The organism is Streptomyces sp. NPDC088124 (assembly GCF_040685895.1).
Taxonomy (GTDB): domain Bacteria; phylum Actinomycetota; class Actinomycetes; order Streptomycetales; family Streptomycetaceae; genus Streptomyces.
This window is the reverse complement of sequence record NZ_JBFBJB010000103.1, coordinates 1-15,360: the sequence shown is the minus strand read 5'-3', so window position 1 is coordinate 15,360 and position 15,360 is coordinate 1. Positions and strand designations below refer to the sequence as shown.

At 68.8% G+C, this 15,360-nt stretch carries 17 protein-coding genes and 3 pseudogenes; 9 read left to right on the top strand and 11 right to left on the bottom strand.

Annotated elements, in window-relative coordinates; genetic code table 11:
- Positions 1 to 91: 91 nt before the first annotated feature.
- Positions 92 to 394 carry a hypothetical protein gene (locus AB0P17_RS42270; RefSeq protein ID WP_365820291.1) on the bottom strand — a complete coding sequence of 101 codons (303 nt, stop codon included), beginning with the start codon at positions 392 to 394 and terminating at the stop codon, positions 92 to 94.
- Between the two features lie 469 nt (positions 395 to 863).
- Here AB0P17_RS42270 and AB0P17_RS42265 point away from each other — a divergent pair, with 469 nt between their 5' ends.
- Entirely contained in the window at positions 864 to 1,433 is a 570-nt protein-coding gene (locus tag AB0P17_RS42265; protein ID WP_365820289.1) for a hypothetical protein, read from the top strand.
- A 125-nt stretch (positions 1,434 to 1,558) separates the two neighbouring features.
- Positions 1,559 to 1,891: a hypothetical protein gene (locus AB0P17_RS42260; RefSeq protein ID WP_365820287.1), complete on the top strand. Its 333-nt coding sequence runs from the start codon at positions 1,559 to 1,561 to the stop codon at positions 1,889 to 1,891.
- Here AB0P17_RS42260 and AB0P17_RS42255 read toward each other — a convergent pair.
- Positions 1,857 to 2,174 (bottom strand): hypothetical protein, encoded by a 318-nt coding sequence (locus AB0P17_RS42255; RefSeq protein ID WP_365820285.1) that lies wholly within the window; start codon positions 2,172 to 2,174, stop codon positions 1,857 to 1,859. The two genes, AB0P17_RS42260 and AB0P17_RS42255, sit on opposite strands and share 35 nt — an antisense overlap.
- Positions 2,175 to 2,839: 665 nt before the next feature.
- Between AB0P17_RS42255 and AB0P17_RS42250 the strand changes: the two genes are divergently transcribed.
- Positions 2,840 to 4,126 carry a hypothetical protein gene (locus tag AB0P17_RS42250; RefSeq protein ID WP_365820283.1) on the top strand — a complete coding sequence of 429 codons (1,287 nt, stop codon included), beginning with the start codon at positions 2,840 to 2,842 and terminating at the stop codon, positions 4,124 to 4,126.
- 179 nt (positions 4,127 to 4,305) lie between these two features.
- A pseudogene (locus AB0P17_RS42245) lies at positions 4,306 to 4,566 on the top strand (hypothetical protein); the annotation flags it as partial.
- 85 nt (positions 4,567 to 4,651) lie between these two features.
- Here AB0P17_RS42245 and AB0P17_RS42240 read toward each other — a convergent pair.
- On the bottom strand, positions 4,652 to 5,401 hold the full coding sequence (locus AB0P17_RS42240; RefSeq protein WP_365820281.1) for an SDR family oxidoreductase: 750 nt from the start codon (positions 5,399 to 5,401) through the stop codon (positions 4,652 to 4,654).
- 164 nt (positions 5,402 to 5,565) lie between these two features.
- Complete coding sequence (locus AB0P17_RS42235) at positions 5,566 to 6,471, bottom strand: AraC family transcriptional regulator (RefSeq protein WP_365820279.1); 906 nt, start codon at positions 6,469 to 6,471, stop codon at positions 5,566 to 5,568.
- Positions 6,472 to 6,615: 144 nt separating this feature from the next.
- Here AB0P17_RS42235 and AB0P17_RS42230 point away from each other — a divergent pair, with 144 nt between their 5' ends.
- The 4 genes from AB0P17_RS42230 to AB0P17_RS42215 all read left to right on the top strand — a co-directional run bounded on the left by AB0P17_RS42230 (position 6,616) and on the right by AB0P17_RS42215 (position 9,629).
- A complete protein-coding gene (locus AB0P17_RS42230; protein WP_365820277.1) occupies positions 6,616 to 6,933 on the top strand; it encodes an antibiotic biosynthesis monooxygenase in 318 nt (105 codons plus the stop codon).
- A gap of 94 nt (positions 6,934 to 7,027) precedes the next feature.
- Positions 7,028 to 7,996, top strand: coding sequence for an alpha/beta hydrolase (locus AB0P17_RS42225; RefSeq protein ID WP_365820275.1), 969 nt, complete (start codon positions 7,028 to 7,030; stop codon positions 7,994 to 7,996).
- A gap of 441 nt (positions 7,997 to 8,437) precedes the next feature.
- Complete coding sequence (locus tag AB0P17_RS42220) at positions 8,438 to 9,136, top strand: hypothetical protein (RefSeq protein ID WP_365820273.1); 699 nt, start codon at positions 8,438 to 8,440, stop codon at positions 9,134 to 9,136.
- Complete coding sequence (locus AB0P17_RS42215) at positions 9,099 to 9,629, top strand: hypothetical protein (protein WP_365820271.1); 531 nt, start codon at positions 9,099 to 9,101, stop codon at positions 9,627 to 9,629. The genes AB0P17_RS42220 and AB0P17_RS42215 overlap by 38 nt, the downstream gene beginning before the upstream one ends.
- A gap of 10 nt (positions 9,630 to 9,639) precedes the next feature.
- Here the strand turns inward: AB0P17_RS42215 and AB0P17_RS42210 are convergent, their stop codons facing one another.
- From AB0P17_RS42210 to AB0P17_RS42190, 5 genes are all read right to left on the bottom strand, one after another.
- The gene (locus AB0P17_RS42210) at positions 9,640 to 9,795 is read right to left on the bottom strand and encodes a hypothetical protein (protein ID WP_365820269.1); all 156 of its coding nucleotides are present in this window, start codon (positions 9,793 to 9,795) and stop codon (positions 9,640 to 9,642) included.
- A gap of 488 nt (positions 9,796 to 10,283) precedes the next feature.
- On the bottom strand, positions 10,284 to 10,502 hold the full coding sequence (locus tag AB0P17_RS42205) for a transposase family protein (protein WP_365820267.1): 219 nt from the start codon (positions 10,500 to 10,502) through the stop codon (positions 10,284 to 10,286).
- Positions 10,499 to 11,146, bottom strand: a complete 648-nt coding sequence (locus AB0P17_RS42200) for a transposase family protein (protein WP_365820265.1) — start codon at positions 11,144 to 11,146, stop codon at positions 10,499 to 10,501. Before AB0P17_RS42200 ends, AB0P17_RS42205 begins: the two co-directional genes overlap by 4 nt.
- Before the next feature lie 72 nt (positions 11,147 to 11,218).
- Positions 11,219 to 11,674: a hypothetical protein gene (locus AB0P17_RS42195; protein ID WP_365820263.1), complete on the bottom strand. Its 456-nt coding sequence runs from the start codon at positions 11,672 to 11,674 to the stop codon at positions 11,219 to 11,221.
- Positions 11,675 to 12,054: 380 nt separating this feature from the next.
- The gene (locus tag AB0P17_RS42190; RefSeq protein WP_365820261.1) at positions 12,055 to 13,167 is read right to left on the bottom strand and encodes an alkene reductase; all 1,113 of its coding nucleotides are present in this window, start codon (positions 13,165 to 13,167) and stop codon (positions 12,055 to 12,057) included.
- 109 nt (positions 13,168 to 13,276) lie between these two features.
- Here AB0P17_RS42190 and AB0P17_RS42185 point away from each other — a divergent pair, with 109 nt between their 5' ends.
- Positions 13,277 to 13,630 (top strand): helix-turn-helix transcriptional regulator, encoded by a 354-nt coding sequence (locus tag AB0P17_RS42185; protein WP_365820259.1) that lies wholly within the window; start codon positions 13,277 to 13,279, stop codon positions 13,628 to 13,630.
- 440 nt (positions 13,631 to 14,070) lie between these two features.
- Here AB0P17_RS42185 and AB0P17_RS42180 read toward each other — a convergent pair.
- Together AB0P17_RS42180 and AB0P17_RS42175 are read right to left on the bottom strand one after the other, a co-directional pair.
- Positions 14,071 to 14,280: pseudogene (locus AB0P17_RS42180) on the bottom strand (hypothetical protein); the annotation flags it as partial.
- 975 nt (positions 14,281 to 15,255) lie between these two features.
- A pseudogene (locus tag AB0P17_RS42175) lies at positions 15,256 to 15,360 on the bottom strand (IS630 family transposase); the annotation flags it as partial.

Sequence of the window (15,360 nt, the reverse complement as noted above, 5' to 3'; positions counted from 1 at the left end):
GCGAGCACGACGTCAGCGTCGAGACCGCCATCAACCAGATCGCGGGCGACCTCACCAAATGGCTGGCCGCCCGCGCTTCCTAAAACACGGCCTAGTCCCAGCAGAAGGAGAAGGCGCAGTTGACCAGGGTCTGATGGCGGCGGATGGCGCGGTCGGAGCGGACTTGGAAGTCGGCCCAGCCCAGTTCGTCCTTGACCTGCTTGTAGCTCTGCTCGATCCACGGCCGCGGGCCGTAGAGGCGGACGATCTCGGCGAGGTCGGCCGGCGGGCGCGTCGGGGTGGGGCAGGCTGGTGGCCAGGTACCAGGTGGCCTTCTCCGGCAGACCTGCCGGGTCGGTGGTGGCCACGACCAGCCGGCAGGGTGAGTCGGGACCGTAGCCGCCCAGGTGGGCATCAGCGGCCCACCAGGTCTCGGTGTGCCCGTCGCGGAGGTGACGCTTGACGGGTGTCCAATCGCCTGGACGCTTGGCATCGCGCCAGGCCAGGGCGTGTGCGGCGTCGATGGGGGTGTGCGGCTGGTCGGCCGGGGCCCAGGTGCCGCGGTGCGGCTTGAGGGCGACCACGTTAGGCCAGGTCGGCCTCCCGTAGTGCGAGGTACCAGTCGTCGCTGACGGAGTAGGGCAGTCGGCGACCACCGCCCGGCAGCCGAAGCCCGCCTCCTTCCCGCGTTCCGCGAGGGCAGCAACCGGCTGCGGTTTCGTACGGAAGGCCGGGTCGGAGCGGCCGCGGGCGAAATGGTGGGCGGGGGTGCAGGGAGTCGCTTGCAGCGGGTAGTACACGCGGCCGCCGGCCCACACCGTGGTCACCGTGAGCGAGGGGATCGCGGCCGACTCGGCCATCGCACCTCGCGGTAGCCTCTCGCCATGAGTCATGGGGAGGGCGACGGCGCGCTGGTTCTGGAGGCGCAGGAGATGCTCGCCGCAGGGCAGAGCGCTGAGGAGGTCTTCGCCGAGCTGGCTGTGAGGACCGGCAAGTGGGGTGTCTGTGTGTTGGCCGTGTGCTTGGCCCTGGGTGTGTCCCGGACTGACGCCGAGGCCCGGCTCCGCGAGGTCGAGCCATTCTTCTCAGACTTCGCGGTGGGTGAGGAGGAGGACCTCGCCTTCGTCCTCAGGTTCGGGCATGTCTTCATCGTGGACCGAGTGCTTGAAGAACACGAGGAGCGCATCAGGGACCTGTTGGGAACCGCCGCTGGTGCCCGCGGAGGCTATCCCGGTGGCCTGCTCGCGTGGTTTCGCGCCGGGGAGTTCGTGAAGATCTTCCTCTACTTCGCCAAGACCCGGTTCCGGGACGGGCGGGGCTCACCACCCGATTTCTGGGCCGCCATGACCGCGGCTGGCGAACTCCTGGCCAGCCAGGACGGCCCGGACCGCGAAGAGGTGACTGCCGGGCTGGAACGATGCCGCACGCAGGCTGCAGCCATCGGCGCGAAGTAAGCATCCTCATCGACGGACAACCTCCGCTGGGTAAGCGGTCCTGACCGCTCCGGCGGCCCAACGGCCCCGCGCAGGCCACGCCGAATCCCATAGCAACGTCCGCGTTCGCTCCCTACAGTCACCGCATGGCCACCGAGGACGAGAACCCAAGTCAGCCCGACATCACCGTGATACTCAAGGGCCAGACCAGTGCCTGCAAGGCAGCACGCGACGCCATCGCCGCCGGCGGCGAGGTAGTGCTCTACGACGGACAGCCACCACAGTGGATGGTCCTCGGTATCGCTGCGACAAGGCTGAGACGGTCGTTGAAAATCGGCCTGACGACCCTCGGCCTCGACGAGAGCATTGAAATCCTCCGCGCTCGGCACCGCGACGAGCAACTGCGTACCGGCAACATCGTGGCAGCAGACCGATCTTGGTTCTTCACCCTGTACTTCGACGCCGGGACCGGGTGGTGACCAGCCGGAGCATCGGCATGGTCCCGGCGGACAAGCGCTCCAGCGTGCTCAGTGCGTCGATCCACGAGGCGACGGAACGCCAGAAGTCCTTGCCGGTCTCACTCAACCGCCCGGCCTTTTCACGGTGTTTGGACTGCAGCAGTTCGTGTGGATCTTTGGTCTGTTCGCGCAGGAACTCGATGTCGTCGAGAACTTCCATACGGACTTCGACCGTGATGTCGTCCCAGCTGCGCCGGGCGAGTTCCAGCAGGGCCAGTTCACACTGGTAGAGGTATCCGGTCATCTGGCCTGCCGCCGAGTGCGACCCTGCTTGCGCCACGTTCCCCCGCTTGCGGTCGAGCCTGTACTGACGATCCGTGTCCTGCCCTGGCGGGCAGGATAGCCACGACGGCTTACGGCGTCGGCGGCTGCCGTCATCCCCACGACCGGCCCGCTGCTCACCCCGTTGGCGTAACCTAGCACCTCACAGGCAACACATGGCATGCAAGTGATGACCCTTTGTTACCTGCGAGTGGAAGTTGTCGACTGCGCTGACACGGCGGTCGCTTAATCGCCGGCCGGCCCGACGTTGCAGGCGTGGGGACCCAGGGCGAGGCCCATGGACCGTGTTCTCCCGACTCGATCGCGACGTTGGGTGAACATGCCCCTTCTCTCCAGAACGGCATCCCTCGGCATGCCGCCAGCGCACTGGGGGCCGCCGCGGTCAGCCGCTGGACCGTTTCCGGCCGGCGACGCCCTGCTGGACAGCGTCTTCTTCCAGATCGAGTCCCTACGCCGGAACTCGGTTTCCAGCGGCGCTTTTGACTGACCGTTTTCGGCTCTCGCGCGGCCAGATAGTGCTGTTGCAGGGCGAGTTGGCGCGATTACCCCGCAACACCAGGGAGGCTCGGACAATATACACAAAGAACACGCTTGGTTGCTTAATGTAATCACAAAAAAGGGGGGCCGATGGCTCGGGGTACCGATACGGACTTCGCCACAACTCTGGGGATGCTGCACACCGCCGTCACGAATACGGGCAACGATCTGCGTGACGCACTCGGCAAGAGCGTCGAGAAGCTGGAGGCGAGCGGGCAGGCGGCGCAGCAGGAGACCTCCCGTTCGGTGGTCGAGGAACTCGGACGGATGCGTACCAACCTCCGTGAGGCGAGGGACCGGCTGTCTGCCGGTGGGGAGATGTTGAATGCGGAGGTCCGTCAGGCCGTCGCTGGGCTGCGGGCCGAAATCCGCGACGTGAGGGCGTCGCTCGAACAGCTCACCCCGCTTTCGGGTACGGAGGCCGGCATCCCTGCGTACGCGCCGGGCCCTGAAGTCTCCGGGGTCCTCACTGCGGCATCGGAGCGGGCCCCGGTGGCCACCGCCACGGTGCACGGCGAACTCCCGGGGGATCCCGACCGCGGCGCAATCCCCGCCCAGCGCGACGGCCACGACAGCGAACCCCCGGGCGACGCCAGGCTGCCGGTGGACCTCATCCAGCAGGCCGTCCGCGATGTCCTCGCCGAAGAACTTGCCCCGCTGTCCGCCTTCCTGGCGGAAAAGCAGAACAGCCAGCGCGACGAAGCCACCGCCCTCAGGGATGACGTACGGGCACACCTGCGGGAGGCGGTCCAGGAACTGCGCGGGCATCTGGAGGAAGCCCGGCAGGAAGCCCGCGCCGAGCTCGCTGCCCTCAGGGAAGAGACCATCGGCCTGCGGGCCGGGCTGGAGCAGTTGCGCCCCCAGCCCGATGAGAAGTCCGTGGTCCCAGAGGTGAGCACGGAACACAGCAAGCTGCTCAAGGAGGCCGCCCGGGTATCCTCCGCCGACCTGCTCTGTCACCGCGACGTCTGGGAGTTCATCACCGCCCAGGCCGGTCGCCACCCCCACTTCCGCGTACCGGCGCAAGTCACAGACGAAGGCAACGAGCGGATCCGGGTCGCCCTGTCCGGGCGCTCCCTGATCGCCCTGCTGATCAGCCTGCACGCCGTCGGAAACACCGCCCGCGACGGGGACGGTGACCTGGAGCTGGCAGGCACCCTCTACGAACGGATCCGCGCGCGCCTGGCCCGTCTCACCCCACAGGGCCAGCCAGTCACCATCACCCTGGACGACCGTTCTTTCCCCTCCGACGACGTTCCTCCCACCGACGGCACAGCACCCGCCAGCACTGAGGGGCCGGGCGCCAGCACTCCGGCATCCAACGGCGACGATCACAGGGACCAGAAGGGTTCGTCCGACGACGGCTCGTCTTGCTGACCTGCTGCCCGTACAGCGGCCGCCCACGCACGGTGGGCGGCCTGGGTGACTTCACCGGCAAAGCGAGACCATCCGCAGCGTTCCGGACAACGGCCTTCGAACCCACAAGACGGACCGCTCACCAGTACACCGACTGAACATAGGGCGGTCGCCACGGGGACCGGCCCCGGGGCGACCTCGCCTCGGCCAACCCCCACCTGCTGGTCAGCCAGAAGACCGCTGTCGATCCCGACCACCCGGCCGTCAATATCGGCACCCTGCGCGCGGCCCTCCCTAAGGGCCTGACCCTGAACGGCCTGCGTCAGGACCGGATGCTCAACGAGGCATTCGAGAGCGCTGACCCCCTCAAGCTGATGCGGCTGTTCGGCATCACCGAGCAGACCGCCATGCGCTACGTCGGCGCCGCCCACCCGGAGCGAACAGCCAAGCTACCTCGGTAGGCGTCACGTGGAAGGGCGGCCCGGCCTCGCGTGTGCGCGGGGCCGGCTTCTGGCGTCAGTACGCGTCACCTTGCCTGCTGGTTGGTCACTTCGCCTGGGCGAGCCAGACCGCGTCGGGACCGGCCGGGAATCGCAGCTGGCCGGTCGTGTCGTGCACGGCTCGCCACACCGCCTCGGCGACGTCGGTCTCCTTGGTGAACAGGTCCTGGCCTGTGAAGGAGTCCATGGCCTTCTTCGCCCACGGTGCGTAGGGCGCCGGGACCAGTTCGTCCAGTGAGGCGCCGTTCGTCGCCCTGGCGGCGAAGTTCGTCGTCAGGCAGGCGCCCGGCTCGACCGTCTTCGCCTGCACACCGAAGGGCGCGAGTTCGAGCGCGAGGGACGAGGTGAACCCCTCGACGGCCATCTTGCTCGCCTTGTAGACGGCTGAGAGCGGCATGTGGCCCAGCACCACGCTGGAGGTCACGTTGACCACCACGCCGGAGCCGCGCTCGCGGAACCGGGGCAGCACCGCCTGCGTGGTCGCCATCACACCGAAGGTGTTGGTCTCGAACACCTCCCGTACCTGGGCCATGGGGGTGCCCTCGAACACGCTGATCGAGGGGACGCCCGCATTGTTGACCAGGACGTCGATGGGTCCCGCCGCCTCGAGCGCGGCGGCGATGCTCGCGGGCTTGGTCACGTCGAGTTCGACGACGCGGAGCCGGTCCGACTCGGGCAGGACGCCCGCGCGGTGGGTGCGCATCGTGGCGATGACGTTCCACCCCTGCGCGTGGAAGTGGAGGGCGGTCTCCCGGCCGTATCCGGACGACGTACCCGTGATCAGAACTGTCTTCATGCTGCGCCCCTCGGCGATGTGATGGGATCCGGATCCGCGAAGCACAGACATTTTCCTGCTCCGCAGAATAACTGGTAATCCCATTGAATCGCTCTGACCTGCGAGAATAGTAGAACTATCCTCGCTCCCCCTTGCGTAATCCTCCTCCGCAGTTGCATCCCCGCTCAGGGCAGGACACCGGTGGGGGCGCTCACGGCATCACGCAGGCGAGCGGCGTCCCGGCTGGGCGGCGCGCCGAACTGGCGGCGGTACTCCCGGCTGAACTGGGAGGGGTTGTCGTAGCCGACGCGTTGGCCGACTCCGGTGACATCGCCCGGGTGGGTGGCGAGCAGCAGCCGGGCTTCCTGCAGCCGGATCTGTTTCTGGAACTGGATGGGGCTCATCGCGGTCACCGCCTGGAAGTTGCGGTAGAAGGCGGAGGCGCTCATACCGGACATCCGGGCCACGTCCTCGACCCGGAAGGGCTGCGCGTAGTTCTCGCGGATCCAGCGCACGGCCCGGGAGACATGGCTGAGGCTGCTGTCGGCGAGGCCGAGCTGGCGGACCGTCGTCCCCTGCTCGCTGGTGATCAGGCGCCACAGGATCTCGCGTTTGACCAGCGGGGCCAGTACGGCCCGGTCGCGGGGCTCGTCGAGCAGCCGCAGCAGCCGGACCACCGCGTCGAGCAGCGCGGGCGGGGCATCGCTGACGGCGATTCCCGACGGCGTGCCTCCGCCGGCGCGCGGGGCGTCACCGGGGCCGGCCTGGAGGAGCAACTCGGCGACGGCGGACGGGTCCAGTGTGAGCCCGAAGCCGAGCGCCGGCTGTTTGGGGGCGGCCTGGGTGAACTGTCCGGTGACCGGCAGGTCGACGGATGCGACCAGGTACTGCCCGGGACCGTACTCGTAGACCCGGTCGCCGAGAGCGAGTCGTTTGGCGCCCTGGGCGATGACCGCCAGCACCATGCCGGACATGGACGGGGCCGGCGGGTCCGGGCGGTCGACCTTCGAGACGAGGACGCCGTCGATGGCGGTGGTCCAGTCGGTGCGCGCGTGCCGGGCCAGGAGGGTGCGGAGCTCTTCGAGGTGCATGCGTCCATTGCAGCACCGTTGCGGGCCATGGCTCCCGTACTCGCGAGGATCGTGCAAGTGCGGGCGACCATCGTTCTAACGTTTCTGCAGGTCAGCTCGCTTTAATGGAATCACCGAACTCCACCGCCGACCGAGAGGTCAACCATGATCGCCAACTATGGCTTCAGCGCCACCCTGACCGCCAGGCCCGGCATGGGCGACCGGCTGGTCGACCTGCTGCTGACCGGCCTGAACGAGGGAAGCCCCGGCGCGAACGAACACTGCGTCGTCTACCTGGTCTCCCGCTCCGCGTCCGATCCCGACGTCGTCCACGTCACCGAGGGCTGGACCAGCGAGGACGACCATCACCGGATCTTCGCCGGTGAGGCCGCCCAGACCATCGTGACGCAGATCGACCTGCTGCTGGCCAAGGAGCCCGAGTACACCGACTACGTCCCCCTCCGCGGCAAGGCCGCCTTCTAGCCCCGATCAATCCCCCGGCCTGCCGCCTCGGCGCCCGCCGAGGCGGCACCCTCCTCGCCCGACCGTCCGGCACCACCCACGAAAGGCAACGACCATGACCATGGCACGACCCGCCCTGGACCCCGAACTGCGTGAGCTCCTGGCCGACATGCCCCTCATGTCCCGGCTCAACCCGGAAGTCCTCGCGCAACTGCGCCAACTCCCCTCGACACCCATCGAATCCCTCCTCGAACACCGGCAGGTCGACCGGCGCGAGATCACCGTGCCCGCCAAGGACGGTGCCCCGATCCCTCTGTCGGTCCTCAGCCCTGCGAACACCGATCGCACCACCGCCGCACCCTGCATCTACTGGATCCACGGCGGCGGGATGGTCATGGGCGACCGCTTCTCCCAGATCGACATCCCGCTGGAGTGGCTCGACCAGTTCGGCGGGGTCGTGGTCTCCGTGGACTACCGGCTCGCGCCGGAGGCCACCGGCACCGTCCTGGTCGACGACTGCTACCGGGGATTGCTCTGGGTCGCTGAACATGCCGCCGAGCTGGGCATCGACCCTGCCCGGATCGTCGTCGCGGGCGCCAGCGCGGGAGGCGGCCTCGCTGCCGGCGTCACCCTGCTGGCCCGCGACCTCGACAGCCCGGCGATCGCCGCGCAGATGCTGATCTGCCCCATGCTCGACCACCGCAACACCACCACCTCCAGCCGCCAGTACTCCGGCGTGCCCGGCGTCTGGACCGGTGAGATGAACGCGTTCGGATGGGGCTCGGTCCTCGGCGACCTCACCGACGCCGCGGTGTCCGAATACGTCTCGCCGGCGTTGGCCGAGGATCTCTCGGGCCTGCCGACCACCTACGTCGACACCGGCTCCGCCGAGGTCTTCCGTGACGAGGCCACCGACTACGCCACCCGTATCTGGGCGGTGGGTGGCCAGGCCGAACTCCACGTCTGGGCGGGCGGCTTCCACGGCTTCGACGCCCTGTACCCGCAGGCACACATCTCGACCACATCCCGCCGAACCCGCACCGACTGGCTCGCCCGACTTTTGCCCTCGAACTGCGTCGCATAGCGCCGCTGACTCCAGCCGACGGTGCATCGACCGCAGCTCTCACGGATGCGCGATCAGGCCCATCTCCAAGAATCGCCATCAGCATGCAGAACCCGCGCGTCAGGGCTCCCAAATCGGCAGACCGGCGCGTGGGTTCTCGCTCGCTCCCCTCCAGGAATCTGCGAACCTGCGCGCTTCCGACCGGGCGCTGTCCAAGATCCGCGACGACGAGCGGGGCCGCGGAGGAGTCGAGCGGCGCCTGCTCGCCCTCGGCGCGCGGAGCCGTGGGGCTGGCGAGCCGGGCCGGGCGTGGCTGCAGGAGGCCCTGCAGACCGTTGGGGCGAGGTCTGTTGCCCATCGGGGCAAGCACCGGTACGCGACCTGTGTTGGGCCATACACCCGTCGGCTGATCAGTGTGACCTCGTATCCCTACCCGAAAGCCGGTCGTAGGGGTGTGGTCGCATGAACGCCATGCCCCGTCGCGGCGGCGAGGGCGTCGAACTGGTCATCAGCTGGGGGCTGGGGGTCGACTCGACCGCGTACCTGGTGAAAATGCTGGACGACCCGGCTGCCTGCGGCGTCGACCTGGCCCGCACCGTGGTGTTGCACCAGCTCACCGGCGACGAGTGGCCGACCACCCGCGCTCACGCCGAGCAGTACGTGCTGCCACTCCTTCGCGAGCGCCGTGTCCGGCTCGTTCAGGTCGCCCGCGCCAGTCGTGGGCTGGAAATCGGGGTCATGAACGATTCCCGCCAGCCCGAGAATCTCATCGAGCGGGGTCCTTGGACGATGTGGGACGAGTACGAGGCGGGCGGTACGGTTCCCCAGCAGGGCGGCATTCGGCTCTGCAGCCTGCACGCCAAGGGCGAAGTCGGAGACGCCTGGATCGAGCGGGAGATCGGTGACCGGCCGTTCCGGCAGGTCATGGGGTTCAACGCCGACGAGGTCGGCCGCAGTCTGCGGGACCAGGTCGCGAGCAAGAACCCGCTGCGCCAGGGCCTGTATCCCTTGATCGACTGGGCGTGGGGGCGCGCGGTGCGAGACGTTCCTGTACGAGCGGTTCGGTGTGACCTGGGAGAAGAGTTACTGCAGCTTCTGTTGCTTCCCGGTGTCCAGGGGAGCTATGGACACGCACCTGGCCCGGATGCGGGCCCATCCTGAGATCGCGGGGCGGGTGCTGCGCCTGGAGTACACGTCGGTCAGCCTCAACCCGCAGGCGAAGCTGTTCGGCCGCCGATCGCTGCTGGAGCAGTTCGACCCCGGCCGAATCGACGACCGGCCCGTTCTTGCCGCCTTCGAAAAGGAGCTCACCTGTCCGTGGGCGTTGTACCACGTGCGGCGCATCCTGCCGGTCTCGAAGACGGATCCCACCCGGCGCGGTCGGCCGATGCGTTCGGTGGAGCGGGTCCGCATGGGCCGCTCCTCTGCTTTGGGCCGTCGGCTGCGCGCTGTCTCCGAGCGTCACGGTCGTCCCGTCGAGATCGACGAGCGCTACGGCCGGGTCCGAACGTGGATGCTACGCCGGGGGGCAGAGCTGCCAACGGTCGAAGAGCTGATGGTGACCGCCCCGTATCACGTGCAGAGCAAGCAGGTGCCGCGCTTCGAGCGCGAGTGGAGGGCTGCTTCGTGGCAGGGTGTGCGTCCGGTGGATTGACAGCCAGCCATCAAGAGCGCCAGCGGGCCTGCGCTCCGGGCGCGCAGGCGGTCACCAGCGCCTCGCCGGTGTCGGCGAGGACGCGCAGCGCCTGCTCGCTCCACACCCGGCCCGTGCGGTGGACATCGCGTCGCACGACGGTCTGGCCCGTCTCGAAACTGCGCACCGGTTCCTCCTCCACGTCCCCGGCCGGGGTGTCCCGGCCCGGCTTGCCCACCTCAGCGCGCCCCGGCCGGGGTGGGCAAGCCGCCGTCCGAGGGTGGCTTGCCCACGGGTCGCGGCGGCTTGCCCAGGGTTACCTTGGGCTTGCCTGCGGCTACCGGAGGCGGAACAGGCCGCGGTTCTTCTTCGCCTCCGCTTTGGCCGCCTCCCGCGCCGCGGTTTCCTCCGCCTCGCGCTGCGCAATGCGTTCGGCTTTGATCCGGGCGAAGTGCTCCGTCTGGCATCGTCAGTGCGCGTTCGGTGCGCGCGATGCCGTACATCGTCGACATCGCGTGCGCGCACCGGATGCCGGGTGGTCCCACTCCCCCACCGGCCAGTGCTCATGAGAGTGAGCCTCCGCCAACTTGAAGTAGCAGGTCAAAGGGCTGGTGTGATCGGTTCGTGGGGTGCTCGTACTGGTCGCGGGCGTAGGTCCACGGAGAAGATCATCCGTCAGCGGTTGACTTCGATGTTCGTCAGGACAAGCAGGGCGCGCAGGAGTCGGGTGGCGCGGGTGGGAACGGTGCGGAGTTTGGTGAGGGTCCGCCAGTTTTTGAGGTGGGCGAAGCCGTACTCGACTGGTGCGCGTCCGACGGCGAGGACGCGGTTGGCTGTCTTCTGGCCCGGGGTGAGCTCGTGGGTGCGGCTGGCGGTGTAGCCGGTGACGATCACGGGGTCGAGGATATCGTTGTCCAGGCCGCGGAAGCCGAGGTCGGCCAGTGCTCCGAGGCCAGAGGTGCGCAGGTGGGCAGGTGGGCAGGTGGGCAGGTGGGCAGGTGGGCCAGGATGTGGTCGTGGCGGGCGGCGGTGTTGTCGTGGGTGCGGCCGGGCCGGGCGGCGGATATCCAGATCAGGCGGCCCCTCTCGTCGGTCAGGGCGAGGAAGTGCAGGCCGTGGCTGTGGTGCTTGCCGGAGTAGTTGCGCCGGTCAGCTTTGCCGGCGCGGCGTTGAGTACGGATGAGGGCGCCGTCGATCAGAACCACCTCACCGCCCTGCTTGGCGACCTTCGTTAGGGCGCGGTCCAGGCGTGGCGCCTGGGCGGAGAGCAGTCCGATCAGTTCGTCGCGCCAGCGGCGGACGGTGGACTCAGACACGTTGTTGCCGCCGGCCATGTCGACCAGGCGCTGGTCGTGACGCAGTACGGCCAGCACGATCACCGCGATCTCCCCCGGCGGCAGGATCCGCCACCGGGACCGGATCGCCTTCAGATGGCGCAGCAGATCGGCGAGGTGGTTGACGGTGCGCGTGGACAGCGGCAGACGACACTGGTAGACGAGCGGGAAGGTGTCCTCGGTGAGCTCTTTGGTGTTCGTCACACAGTTCCAACGGCCGTCGGAGGTGAGCCGGTTACGCCTGTTCCAAGCCGTTTCGAGTGGCGGCGTTCCTGTTCACAGGCGGGTGGTGAACCGGCCGTCGGGCAGTTTCCGCAGCCAGCCGCGATCGACGAGTTTGATCAGCTTGCTGCGTAGCGGTTCGAGCTTGGCCTTCACGCTGACGTCCACCCCCACCACCTCGCCGACCTCACGGGCCATGACCGGTCCGGCGGCCTGCCGCACAGCAGCGAGAATCCGCTGGTAGTCCCGCGGGAGCATATTCTCCTCCACGCCCCGCTCGCGGTGCGGAATCAGCATCACCGCTTGTCCGCCCACCTGCCCCGGCGTCGGCGCGGCCGAGGCGCGCTCGTCGGCGAGCTGATCGCTCACCCGCTCAAGAACTCTTTCGGCGACAGCGAGTTCGTCCCGCTCCGCCCGCACCTCCGCCAGCTGCTTGGCCAGCTGCTCTTCGAGCTCGTCCAATTCCGCGCGCCTGGCGGTGATCCGTTCCAACAACTCGGGATCCAGCATGCACCGGATCGTAGAGGCCGCCGGGCCGTAGCGAGCAAGAACAGGACGGTTCAACTCCCTGCTCCTGGTGCCGTCCGCGTCAGGCCAGCCTGTGCAGTGGTCGATGTGGTCGCGCGCCAAGGGGTGGGGTTGCCGGAAGTGGTGCGTGCGTCAGAGGTCTTGCCCGGCGGTTCTGTCGACCCGCCGGAGTCCTGGTCCGAGGTCACGAACGTCGCGCCGGACGGTACAGACTCGCGCCGGCCGCTGCCGGATGCCCGGGCTGTGGCGTTCGAGCGCGCCCTGCCCGTTCGGGCCTTCGCGTCGTACCGCCGGCAGCGCAACCCGCCGGGCTGGCGGGCTGGCGGGCTGGCGGGCTGCGGTAGGGACGGGTACGGCTGGCCTCAAGCCGTCTGGAGGAAGGGGTAGTCGGTGTAACCTTCCGCGCCGGGTGCGTAGAAGAGCTCCGGCCGCGGCTCATTCTCGGGGTGCCCGTTCTGCCAGCGTGCGACCAGGTCGGGGTTGGCGATGACGGCGCGGCCCACGACCACGGCGTCGGCGTGGCCGTCCTCGATCCGCCGCAGCGCTTCCTCGCGGGTGGACTGTCCACCGAGGAAGCCGCTGTTGACGAGGAGCTTGCCGTCGAAGCGCCGCCGCAGCTCCTGCACCAGCTCGCCGCCCGGCTCTGTGTGCAGGACGGACAGGTAGGCCAGGCCCAGCGGGCGCAGCTGGTCCACGAGGGTGCCGTAGGTGGCCAGGACGTCGTCCCGGTCGGTCTCGAAGACGTCCGAGAGGACGATCTCCGGGGAGATCCGCAGCCCGACCCGCTCGGGGCCGACGGCCTGGGCGACCGCCGTGACCACCTCGACGACGAAGCGGGCCCTGTTCTGGGGGGAGCCGCCGTACTCGTCGGTGCGCTGGTTGGCGCCCGGGGCGAGGAACTGGTGGAGCAGGTAGCCGTTGGCGCTGTGGATTTCCACGCCGTCCGCTCCCGCCTCGACGGCCCGGCGGGCCGCTGCGACGTGGTCGTCCACGGCTGCCCGGACCTCGGCGGTGGTCATCGCTTCCGGCATGGCGAAGGGCTGCTGGCCCGTCGGCGTGAACGTCTGGCCGTCGATGGCGATCGCGCTGGGGGCGAGGATGCGGCGGCCGCCGTTGATGTCGGGGTGGTTGGCGCGGCCGGCGTGCATGATCTGCAGGAAGATGTGTCCGCCCTCGGCGTGCACCGCCTCGGTCACCTTCTGCCAGCCGGCCGCCTGCTCGTCGGTGGCGATGCCCGGCGCACCGACCCAGCCCTGCGACGCGTGGTCGGGGTAGGTGCCCTCGCTGATGATCAGCCCGACGCTCGCCCGCTGCCGGTAGTACTCGGCCATCAGGTCCCCGGGAATGCCGGAGGAACCCGCCCGGATCCGGGTCAGCGGCGCCATGACGACGCGGTTGGCGAGCTCGATCTTCCCGAGGGAGACAGGGGAGAAAAGCGACGGAACGGGTGAAACTTCTGAAATATTGACAGACATGGGTCCTCTTGCGCAATTGGTTGGATAACGGAGTGAAACCCACCCGCTCCTTCACTCTAACCTATGTACGCATCGACGCAAACATGAGCGTGAGCGCTACCCTTTCCCCATGGCCAGCCGCACCTCGTCCCCTCTCGTCCACCCCGACGTGGACGACTTCGACCTCTTCAAGATCATGAGCGCTCTGACCGACGAGACCCGGCTCACCATCGTCGTCACACTCGCCGCCTCGCCCGGTCTGGCCTGCAGCGGCTTCACTCAGGACGTCACCGCGTCCGTACTCACCCGCCACTTCCGCGTCCTGCGCGAGGCCGGCGTCATCCGGCAGCACGACGTTGGCACCCGCCGCTTCAACACGTTGCGCAAGGAAGAACTGGACCAGCGGTTCCCCGGACTGATCGACCTCGTCCTCAAGGAGAGCGTCGGCCGCGTGACGCCGTACACAAACGCCGAAAGCGCGTGAGGCCCCGGAGCGACCCGCGGTGGACGCGACGAACCGGACCCCGCCGCCGCAGCGGTCCGAAAGCTGCCACGTGACCCACGACAGGGACATCAACGCCCGCGAAAATCGTCTTGGCCGTCGGGCGGACCGACGGCCAAGACGTCTCTGAGGGGCAGGTAAGACCGGGGCTGATCCGGCACAGCCCGGCGAACGAGGAACCTCCCGCACGACGTGCGGAGCGGACGTCAAACCTCGCCACGAGTTACTGCTCGGTCAAGGAGCCAGGCTCAGGCTCGACCGTGCTGACGAACGATTTTCTCCGTGGACTCCCGCCCACGACCAGCACGAGTACCCCGAGCACCGGTCACACCAGCCCTTTGAGCTGCGGCTTCAGGTTGGCGGAGGCTCAGTGGAGTCCACTCCCACCCGACGGACATCGCGGTGGACTCCACTCCCCGGGCGCAGGCCAGCTGCCTCAACTCGGAGCGCGCCGCCTGCACCGAACTGGCGGTGCCCCAGTAGGGGTGCCACCACAGCCGTACGGACAGACGCAGCAGGCGGCGGCGTAGGGCGGTGGTGTCACGACAGTGGGGCGCGGCGAGCGCGTCGTAGGTGGCGTTCCAGGCGTGCTGTGTCTGCACCAGGTCGTCGGGGAGGTCGGTTGCGTCCATACCGGCATTAGATCGCTTGTTCGAATTCCCTGTCACGTCGCGTCCAGCGGAGCCGGTGACGGAACAGTGGCCAGGGGCGAGCGCGGCATGGCCGAGCCCACGGTCGGGGCGACCACGGCCCCGACCGCCACGGCAGCTTCCTCGATTTCCTCGGACGCCCGAACAGGTGACTTTCCCCCTCGCGTACGGGGGCGCGGATCTAACCGATTAGGACCAACTTGCATTGCTTTGAAGTTTCTTGACGGTTTTCACATGTTCTGTCACGGTCTTGTTCGGCCCGCTCCAGGCTGACCGCAGAGAGGGAGATCCCCCATGGCACGACGCACCGAGTACGACGAAAGCCAGGCCGCCGGACGCCTCCGGGTGCCGATCACGGCCTACCGGTGGGCGCGGCACACCGGCCTCATCCCGCCCCCGGACGCCTCCTCCTGCCGGTGGTCGCGGACCGCCGTGGAGACGATGGACGCGGACGCGATCCGGGCCGCACTCCCCCGTCAGCCGATCGCGGGCGGCGTCGCCGCGGACCGGATCGCCGAAGCGCTCGGGACGCCGAACCCGGCCGCGTACGCCGAGCGGCCGCACGTGACCGCGTTCGTGGTCCGCCGGTTCATCGCGCGCGGCCTGCTCACCGAACTCAGCGGGAACCCGGAGGGCTCGCTGATCAACCCGGACCAGGTCGACGCCGTGTGCCAGCGCGAGGATCTGGCCGCGCTGGCCGCCGCCGACCGCCCGCTCGGCCCCGACCCGGCCGCCGCCCATCTCGCAGTGAGGCGAGTCGAGTTCGACTGGATGCTCCGCCTGGGCTGGATCTCCCCAGTGAGTGGCGGGAGGTGCGGTACGGCACGTCGCGGGCCGGGGCGGTCGACGTACCGATGTTCACCACGGCGTCGGTCGACGCGCTGGTCACCGCGCACCCCGAAGCCGACTGGGAGCAGCTGCGTTACTGAGGTTGAACTCGCGATGTCGCCGGGTTGCTCAGGTGGGTCTGATGGTCAGGCCGGTCTCGGCGAGGCAGCCGTCTATGAGGTCGCTGCGATACTGGATGTGCCGTAGGCCGCGTCGGATGCGCTGGACGAGGTG